At 47.3% G+C, this 9,017-nt stretch carries 7 protein-coding genes; 6 read left to right on the top strand and 1 reads right to left on the bottom strand.

The window, feature by feature from the left end:
- Window positions 1-202 precede the first annotated feature (202 nt).
- The 6 genes from J7I83_RS17525 to J7I83_RS17550 all read left to right on the top strand — a co-directional run bounded on the left by J7I83_RS17525 (window position 203) and on the right by J7I83_RS17550 (window position 7,772).
- A complete protein-coding gene (locus J7I83_RS17525) occupies window positions 203-3,976 on the top strand; it encodes an AAA domain-containing protein (protein ID WP_215102887.1) in 3,774 nt (1,257 codons plus the stop codon).
- 4 nt (window positions 3,977-3,980) lie between these two features.
- The gene (locus tag J7I83_RS17530) at window positions 3,981-4,742 is read left to right on the top strand and encodes a hypothetical protein (RefSeq protein WP_215102889.1); all 762 of its coding nucleotides are present in this window, start codon (window positions 3,981-3,983) and stop codon (window positions 4,740-4,742) included.
- 167 nt (window positions 4,743-4,909) lie between these two features.
- On the top strand, window positions 4,910-5,272 hold the full coding sequence (locus tag J7I83_RS17535; protein WP_215102891.1) for a hypothetical protein: 363 nt from the start codon (window positions 4,910-4,912) through the stop codon (window positions 5,270-5,272).
- Window positions 5,273-5,373: 101 nt separating this feature from the next.
- Window positions 5,374-5,889 carry a DIP1984 family protein gene (locus J7I83_RS17540; RefSeq protein ID WP_215102893.1) on the top strand — a complete coding sequence of 172 codons (516 nt, stop codon included), beginning with the start codon at window positions 5,374-5,376 and terminating at the stop codon, window positions 5,887-5,889.
- 283 nt (window positions 5,890-6,172) lie between these two features.
- Window positions 6,173-6,766 carry a hypothetical protein gene (locus tag J7I83_RS17545; protein WP_215102895.1) on the top strand — a complete coding sequence of 198 codons (594 nt, stop codon included), beginning with the start codon at window positions 6,173-6,175 and terminating at the stop codon, window positions 6,764-6,766.
- Between the two features lie 199 nt (window positions 6,767-6,965).
- Window positions 6,966-7,772, top strand: coding sequence for an alpha/beta hydrolase (locus J7I83_RS17550; RefSeq protein ID WP_215102897.1), 807 nt, complete (start codon window positions 6,966-6,968; stop codon window positions 7,770-7,772).
- Window positions 7,773-7,886: 114 nt separating this feature from the next.
- On the opposite strand, the gene J7I83_RS17555 is transcribed toward J7I83_RS17550, so the two are convergent.
- Window positions 7,887-8,450, bottom strand: coding sequence for a DUF4256 domain-containing protein (locus tag J7I83_RS17555; protein WP_215102899.1), 564 nt, complete (start codon window positions 8,448-8,450; stop codon window positions 7,887-7,889).
- Between the last annotated feature and the right edge of the window lie 567 nt (window positions 8,451-9,017).

Genomic DNA, 9,017 nt, shown 5'->3' on the forward strand with positions numbered 1-9,017 from the left:
TGATAAGAAAGCGTCCGCCTGAAGCGATTTCTTCAAATCTATACTTCTTTGATACACCTTACACAAAGAGGAACATATATTCGCTTAAATTCATAACTTTTAAAGCTAATTTCCACCAATAGATGATATGATTAGATGAAAACAGATCAGGCAAAATGAGCCGGTTTGAAATTTCTTCAGCTTTAAAAGAACAGGTGATTAAATGGTTAAAGCACATACAGCAACATACAAAACTTCAATACGATTGACCAAGACGGCTACGGAAAAAATGGGAGGGTTCGGCATCAGCGAACGCTCGTTTTTTGTTGCGGACAAACCTTTCAAGGTGTTTATCGAGCGCTATCCATCCAATGCGGATGGCGAGCTTTCGGTCGCGTTGATTTTGGACAGGGCGGAAAATGTCCGGCTGACCGGAAAGGACATCGAAGGGTCAATCGTCCTTCACGCAGTCTTCACCAACCACAATCTGCTGGTCACCAACCTGACCATGCGAAAATCCTATCAGGCGCTCGGCACCAATTGGCAGCGCGAGGAATACCTGGTGTTCGACCGATCCCGTGATCCGGCTCCTGTCTCGTTGATCAATCTGGTCAACCGGATGACGCCGGCCAAGGAAAGTTCGGATTATGTCAAAAAGCGGATCGGCAGCTGGGAAGGCTATTTGAAGATCCAGGAGCAAGGCATGGATATTCCGGATATTAAGACGGGCTATTCCAGCCTGTCGTTCAGCCACGATTTCAGCCGCATCACCTTAAAAGGCTGCCAGCTGAAAGATACAGAATGGAAATCATTGAAGAATTTGACGGTACGGCTCACTGGAGTTGCCGGAGATGTCGGTACGGTCGTGAAAGCGGCCAATCGGACAGTGGAAGTAGAGCTCCAAAGCTATATGGTCAAACAGCTCCGTGAAAAAGGGTTGGCACTCGATAAAAGGGAAGTCGTCTTCAGCAACTTTGCGGCTTTAAGCCAAATCAGGCGGCTGCGGCAAGGCTTTGCAAATCTCGAGAAAGGCCTTGCGGTAAACTCCAATCTCGACCGGCTTCTTTTCGAGGAAAAACCGCCGGTCAAGCCGCTTCGGCCTCTGGAGAAGCTGTCTTTCCATAACCGGCTCAACGAGTTTCAGCAAAAGGCGGTTTCGGGCGCGATGGCAGCAGAGGATCTGTATGTGATCCAAGGTCCACCGGGAACAGGGAAAACCACGGTTATTTCGGAAATCTGCCTGCAAAATGCCCGCAAAGGCTTGCGGACGCTGGTTGCTTCACAGTCGAATCTGGCGGTCGATAACGCACTCGGCCGCTTGCTTGCCAACAAGGATATCCGCATTTTGCGTGTCGGACGAACCGAGAGCATCGAAGAAGAAGGCAAGAAATTTATCGAAGAAAACGTCGGCCAGTATTGGAAAGACCATACGCTGGAAGAAATCACGGCGCAATACGATATGCGTGAAAAACGCGAACCCGAATTAAAAAACGAATTGTTGGCCAATGAGCAGGCTACCGGGAAACTGCAGCCGGTTTATAAAAGCTTGGGAGTGGCCGTTGAAGAAAAAAAACAAGCGCAGAGCCAACAGCAGTCGATTCAAAAGCTGCTTGAAAAAAAGCAGCTGGAACTGGGAACATTTGAACGCGAAAAAGGCAAAGCTGTAAACGAAAGCCGGGAACTGGCGCATCGGCTGCATGAGCTTGCGGATTTGATTGGCCAGGGTTCCGCCTCGATTGATGGCAAAGAAGACGGCACGTGGTTTCAGGAAGAACAGCTGCGGATCCACAAGCAGATCAAGCTGTTCGAGGGTGTCCTCGGGCTTCCGCGGCTTGAACAGGACCTGGCTGCCAAACGGCAGGACCTCGCAGTGGTCACGGACAGACGCGATCAAATCGCAGGAATCATCGAACAGAAGAACCTTGCCATCAGTAAAATGGACAGCATCAAGAAAATTGATGACCTGCTCCACATGCTGAAAGAGCAGCGGGTCGAGGAAACCCCAACCATCAGCTACCTGATCAACCGGCTGGAAGCGAACCGCGAAAACATGGCGGAATGGGGCAAGCTCAATCAATACAACGAGCAGGTCACAGCCGCGATTGCCTATATCGAAAAACTGGTGGCCCCTGCCGGCATTTCTGTTGACGAGTTGAAACAGCAGGCACTGGCAAAGGCAGAAGCTTATACGTCTGCGGAAATCGACGGGTATTTGGAAAAGCTCCGTACCTTACTGAAAAGTGCACAGCGCAACGATCCGGCCATTCTGAAAAAAGCGCTCACGGGTTTGTACAGACGGCAAAGTGATTTGTGGAGAAGAGGCGCCAAGCTGAAGGCTGTTGACGTCTATGCAGCGGAGTCGAAACGGGCTTTCCAGGACTTGAAAAAGCATTTATGCGAAGAGCTTGTCAGCCAGCAAAAACAGTACCGCGGATGGGACGGGAAATTGCTGGAGCAGCAGGAGAAAAAGCAGGAGGACATGGTGCCGCTCGAACAGCGCTACCGCCAAATGCCGAATCCGGCGGATCTTCCAGCCGACCTCGAAGCGGCAGTCCTTGAACGAAAAGCGGAACTTGCCAAGCTGCAAAAAAACAAAGCCCTCTATGAACAGACCAAGCAGCAGGTTGCGGACCACCAGGCTGAACGCACGCAAAAGACAGCGGCACTGGAAACCAATGATGCACGGATTGAGGCAGTGAATAACGACATCCAGCAAGTCGAAACAGCTGTAAAGGGATACGAACAGGAACTGCTCGCATTGCGCGAAATCCTGTCTTCGGATGTAGAGCAGCAGCTTGAACAGGCAGCTAAAGAACTTGCCAGTTTGTCTTTCACCAAGGAATCACTCAAACAGGAAATGAAGAATTTGCCTTTGCTTCAGTCGGTGCAGAAAAAATGGCTGGATTTATTGGCAGGCGCGAACGAGCACGATTTGGACGAGATCCGGAAAATGTACATCAAGCACGCCAATGTGATCGGGACGACCTGCGTGGCATCGGCACGCAAGGATTTTATCGACAACTATCCGGAATTTGATGTGGTCATCATTGACGAAGTGTCCAAAGCCACGCCGCCAGAGCTGTTGTTGCCGATGCTGAAAGGCCAGAAAATCATTTTGGTCGGCGACCACCATCAATTGCCGCCGCTTCTAGGCAACGATACGCTGGAGGAAACGCTCCAGGAAATGATCGACGAAGACAACGGCTTTGAAGAAAAGAAAGAACTCGAGAAGCTGCTGGAAGAGTCGCTGTTTGAACGGCTTTATAAAAATCTCCCGGCAGCCAACAAGACGATGCTCGCCATCCAATACCGGATGCACGAAGACATCATGGAAACCATTTCGCCGTTCTATAAACTGGAAAGGGACCAATTGCAATGTGGCATTGCGGATTCTGACCGGGATCGCGACCATCTGCTGGAATCCACTGCTGTGAAGCGGAACAACCACCTCATGTGGCTGGATTTGCCGAACGAATCGGCTTATTTTGAAGAGCGGATGAGCGGCGGAAAAAGCTTGTACAATGCCGCAGAGCTCCAAGAAATCCGTACATTATTGGTGGAGCTGAACGATGCGGCCGGAGAAGCGAAAAGAGCCGGGCGCATTCATGCAGACCAGCAAAAGAGCATCGGCGTCATCAGTTTTTACGGCGAACAGGTCAAGCGGCTGCAGCGCATGATCGACCAGGAGCTGCGTCTGCCGCATTTGACTGTCCGAACAGGAACCGTTGACCGGTTCCAAGGAAGCGAACGGGATATCATTGTGCTGAGCATGGTGCGCAATAACCAAAATAAGCATGGCGATATTGGCTTTGCAAAAGACTACCGGCGGCTAAACGTGGCGCTGTCACGTGCCAAAGAATTGCTGGTATTGGTCGGCAGTTCGCAGATGTTCACAGAGCGTGCCAAGCAACCGGAAACAAGAAATATGTACAAGCATGTATTAAATGTGGTGAAAAAGAAAAACGGCTTGAAGCTGTTGGCAAAGAGCAGGGGGTAGAGAAGTGGATGGACTGATAGAAGAGCTGCGAACGCGCGTAACAGAAAACCCCGACGTGTCGATCGTGAACGAAAAGGTGTGGAAGTTGCCGGTCGTTTTATACGATGTCGGTTTTAGCCGGGTCAAACGCTTGAAGATGGATATTTTGATGAAGATGCTGCTGCTGGCTTTTCAGGAAGCCGATGTCCGCCGTGCGGCCACGTTGTCTGACATGCTGTTTGTGGAAGAGCTGTTTATCAGCGACCTGATCGACAAGATGCAGCGCACGGGTTTGATTGGGCTGGAAAAGTCCGGTTACAAACTGACGGCGAAGGGCTATGATTACCTGGGCAAAGGCATTTTTGATGAAGAGATGGACGGGGACAAAACCATGATTTCCTATAGCGCCGCCCATGACGTGTACCGATTGGCAGAAGATGATGCCCATGCGGAGGCAGAAGACGCGCTCCCATTGTACCGCTACCCGGTAAAAAACAGTCTGAACAAGGACCGCATACAGCAGCTTCTTGCCAAGGAACTGTCGGACCGCGGAGCAGAGAGCTTTCAAACGATTGTCAGCGGGATTACAGGCTGCGTTGAGCACGACACGGTTTACATTCCGTGCATCGAATTTCAATTGTACGACCAGAAGCAGGACATTTTTTATGCCCGCGTTTGGAATGGCATGACCGAAAACTGGGACGAAACACTGGAAAAGCAGATCGAAGCACGCGAGCTGATGAAATGGCGGAAGGCGATAGAAGAGAAGAAAGCAGCTTTAATTTAATAATGATTGAATAGAAAAGGAATCCGACTGCTTTAAAGGCAGAAGGGTTCCTTTTCTATTTTATCGAAAGGTACCCTCGATCTACATAATCTGAAAATTTAGAATTGAAATTTCCATAGTGACTTTTATAATTAAAGAGCAAAGGATAAAAAGAAAGGATGACTGCGATGAAGAAGACCATTTTTGTGCATGACATTTCTTCTATCAAACATAATCATTTTTCATTTAAAGATAACCTTGGTGTAATCAAAGATTATCCGTTCGTCCTGAAGACAGCTCCAGATGGCAGTGCCTATCATTTCGACAAAAACGATTTGGTGGAAATGAGCCACTACGAAAAGGATCTTGCTCCGCATGATGACAGCAGCAAGTTGAGCAGAAAGGGTTTCATCAATGAAATGAAAAAGGAATTTTACCATCAAATCCGCTCCGGGAACATGGATGATATTTTAACGCACCTGTATAAGCTGGAAGGTGAGAGCATCGAACTGAAATGGGGAGGCCATACAGATCATGATTTTAAGATATAACTGAAGAATCCAAACTTTCTTTAATGGCATATTGTAAAAAAATAGGCGGTCTGCTACGCTATTCATTATACGAACCATTATGAATTGAAGGAGACAGGATCATGTCGAATCTTTCGCTGGCAGAAGCTGTAAAGTTGAAGTCTGTATTAGCAAAACGCATTCATGAATTGGAAGAAGAGATGGACCGGGTGGCATTTGTGGAAATGGAAAAAGGCAGCAAAAAGCCGAAACAAGCCCGCTCACTCTCACAAGTCGAAGAAGAAATTGACGAAATCCGAAAAGATTTTCGGTTGTTGGATAAGTTGATGTACCGCGCCAATTTTAAAAACGAAGTGAGTTTTAACGGGGAAGAGTTGGCGATCGTTGAAGCCATTGAACTGGCTACCCAACTGCGTGCCAAGGCACGGAAGTTCAAGGAGTTCGGTTCTGCGGCGAAAGAAGAGCTTCAATTTGGCTACGGGGAAGGCACGCCAATCGTCAGACGGGCAATGTTTGACCCGGAAGAATACCGCGTGAAAGCGGTCGAGTTGGAGCGGCTGGCCAACCGGTTATCGAATGCCATCAACACCAAAAACTATTCAATCGTTTTGGATTTTGACAGCGACAAGTATTTCTGATCCTTGGAGTGGTGAGACTCCCCTCCAAGGCATGGAAGGAAACCTCTATTGTACTTCGGTGCAACTAAATTCTAATGGCTACTGGCAAACCAATGACCGATACCCCATTACGACGTTACCTGTTACCGATTACCAACCAAAAGCAAACGACGGTCGATGACCAAATTCCTGTTTTAAAACTCCTTCCATGAATCCTCCTGCTTTCGAGCAGGGGGATTTTAGCTTGTGAATAAAAAAGAAGACATCATTTTGGCAAGGTCAAAGCTTCAGAAGGGGTGGGAGCATGAAAAAGATCATGTGGAGTTTTACACTGGTTTCTCTAGTGGCCGTGGTACTGTGGACGGTCAATTATTTTCAAACACATTATCATAAAACTCCGGAAGCAGCATTTGAAGAATTGGTTCAAACATCAGATGCTGCTGTTTTCGCTCTGGATGATCATCAAGTTGCTTTCCTCCTTCATAAAGATGGAACAATCTCCATTGCTTTTATGTACGTTGAGAGGCTCTTCGATATTTACAAAGACTTTGAAGTTTTTCCAACCAAATTAACTGTATTTGAGGATTCGTTGGGTGACGATATTCCTTATGCAGCTGATCCCGAGTTCCTCGGTTATTCTTTCGGTCTTATTCAAAATGAAAAAGTGGCATACACGACATGGCGAGAGGCGCCTCCAGGCGAAGAGAGAGAAGTTATTCCGTTAGGTGATTTTCTCGAGGATCCGGATCTGAAAAACATTAGCTTATGGAGTTTCCCAGGAGCCATACGCCCTGCGGATTTGGAAAAAATGCTCATGTTTTTGGATAAAGAGAAAAAGCCCCTTGCAATAGATGGAAAAAAATTGATCATGCGCGAAGTCAAAGAAGTTTCGCCTTAATGATGCAGATCCGGAAGCGCAAGAAGCTTAGCCTTATACCGTTAGGTGAAGTTGGCATCAATCGAATTCTTCCAATCAAGCATCCACAAATCCAAAAAGGCGCTTGCCCAAAAAACCTTTTGTCAAGAGGAAGGTAGTTTTTCAATGAATGAAGAATACTACTCAATAGGAAATAGGTTAATCGAATGGAGGATGTTGGATGGGTGAAGAAAAAATGATTCGGTCGTTTGATGGGACAGGGCTGTTTACCCGTAAGGATAAGGCGGAAAAGCAAAAAGCGGCAGTGGTGATTGCCCACGGTTTAGCAGAGCATTTAGGCCGGTACGATGCGTTGGCCAAAACCTTGCTGGAGCATGGTTTCACGGTGTATCGCTATGAACAGCGGGGTCACGCACGTTCAGAAGGAAAGCGGACTTTTTTCCAGGATTTCAACGAGATGCCCGACGATTTGAAAACCATCATGGATTGGGCACAGGAAGAAAATTCGGGGCAGCCGGTCTTTTTGATTGGCCACAGCATGGGTGGTTTCACGGCGGCCGCATACGCAACAAAATATCCGGGAAGAGCGGTTGGCGTCATTTTGTCCGGTGCCTTGACCCGCTACAATAAGGAAATTTTCGGTTCACTGCCAATGGACTTGCCGGCAGACACGTATCTGGACAATGAGCTGGGAGAAGGGGTGTGCAGCGATCCGGAAGTTGTCAAAGCCTACGGGGAAGATCCATTGGTGGAAAAGAAGATTTCCGTGGGCCTTATCAATGAATTTGCGCCGGGAATCGCCTGGCTGAAGGAACATGCTGCAAGCTTCACCGATCCGGTTCTGGTACTGCATGGCAATGAAGACGGACTGGTCGCTGAAAAAGATTCACGGGACTTTTATGGGGAAATCGGTTCAAAAGATAAAACCCTGAAAATTTATGCTTCCTTAATGCACGAGATCTTCAACGAGCCTTCCAAGTATAAAATCTATGATGAAATGATTGACTGGATGGAAGAGCGGCTGTAGGACTGGAAATATAGATTCGGAAAATGAATTATTTAAGTTCAGGACAGAAAAGGCATTGCTGTTCCCTTTCAAGGGTTCCAGCAATGCCTTTTATCTATGCAGTTCTTGTTAAAACTAAACTCTCAACAAACCGCGGAATCCTCTCGCTGCGTAATACGACTCTGCACCGTTGTGGTATACGAAGACATGTCCGTAACGGGAATCGCAGAAAAGGGCACCGCCGCGTTCTCGGATGTCTTCCGGCGTTTGCACCCAGCTGGACGTTTTGAGATCGAATGTACCATGTTGCTGCATCGTCCGGTATTGTTCTTCCGTTAACAGCTCGATGCCCATGCTGTTTGCCATCGCTACTGCGCTGTTCTCTGGTTTGTTTTTCTTCCGTGAATCCAGTGCCTGCTGGTCAAAGCAAAGGCTTCTGCGGCCAGTTGGACTTTCCGCTGAACAATCATAAAAGACGTATGCGTTGGTCGCTTCATCAAACTCCAGAACGTCCGGTTCTCCGCCTGTCTGTTCCATTTCGTGGAGTGACCATAGCTTCTCAGGATGCGCCTCCAGCTTTTCCTGGATCTTGTCCCAGTGCATCCATTCGTGGCGATCGATGTGTTTTTCAAACCGTTCTTTCAGGACAGTAAGCAGTCTTTCGCTCTGTTCGGATGTTAACTCGTTTTGTTCGCTCATCTTGCTTCCTCCTTTTTGTAATGAGTGATGTTTCTATATGAGGTGAATTTGAGAATCATCATTTTATCCACCGCCATGCCCGTGGACGCGCCGGCGGTGAGAGACTTACTTAATCAAATATGAGATTTTTTTCATTAACTTATTAGCAGGTATAGCGCAGCTGTTTTACGGAATATCAGCAATGAAAGATCGTTAGCTCCACTTATATGGTAGTTTAAGTATAGTAAAAAAATAGCGCAAATACGATTTATTATAAGTAAAAGTAGGTAAGCTATATTCCGCATATAAGCTGAATACTTTTTAAAATAAAGAGCGGAAGTATCCGCCTGCAGCGATTTCTTGACCAGCTCTCTTCTTGAAAAAGTACGATAAAGCCGGATTTCCAATTCACCTAAAACAGGAGGAACCTTAAAAAGAAGGTTCCTCCTGTTGAGCTTGTAGACAAAAGAATATTTATGGTATTCAAAGAATGAATACTTATTTTATCGTGTTTATACAGGATCCTGCGCTCCAGGCGGACGCTTTCTTATCATTAGTCAAGGATCTTTCTCGTTGGTATTCCAGGAG

Origin of the sequence: Planococcus sp. ISL-110, from assembly GCF_018613575.1 — a bacterium.
In the GTDB taxonomy this organism is placed as follows: Bacteria; Bacillota; Bacilli; order Bacillales_A; family Planococcaceae; genus Planococcus.

Coding starts and splice junctions, on each gene's coding strand:
- J7I83_RS17540 (WP_215102893.1), top strand. CDS start 5,374: ATGTCGAATCTTTCGCTGGCAGAAGCTGTAAAGTTGAAGTCTGTATTA.
- J7I83_RS17525 (WP_215102887.1), top strand. CDS start 203: ATGGTTAAAGCACATACAGCAACATACAAAACTTCAATACGATTGACC.
- J7I83_RS17535 (WP_215102891.1), top strand. CDS start 4,910: ATGAAGAAGACCATTTTTGTGCATGACATTTCTTCTATCAAACATAAT.
- J7I83_RS17555 (WP_215102899.1), bottom strand. CDS start 8,450: ATGAGCGAACAAAACGAGTTAACATCCGAACAGAGCGAAAGACTGCTT.
- J7I83_RS17545 (WP_215102895.1), top strand. CDS start 6,173: ATGAAAAAGATCATGTGGAGTTTTACACTGGTTTCTCTAGTGGCCGTG.
- J7I83_RS17550 (WP_215102897.1), top strand. CDS start 6,966: ATGGGTGAAGAAAAAATGATTCGGTCGTTTGATGGGACAGGGCTGTTT.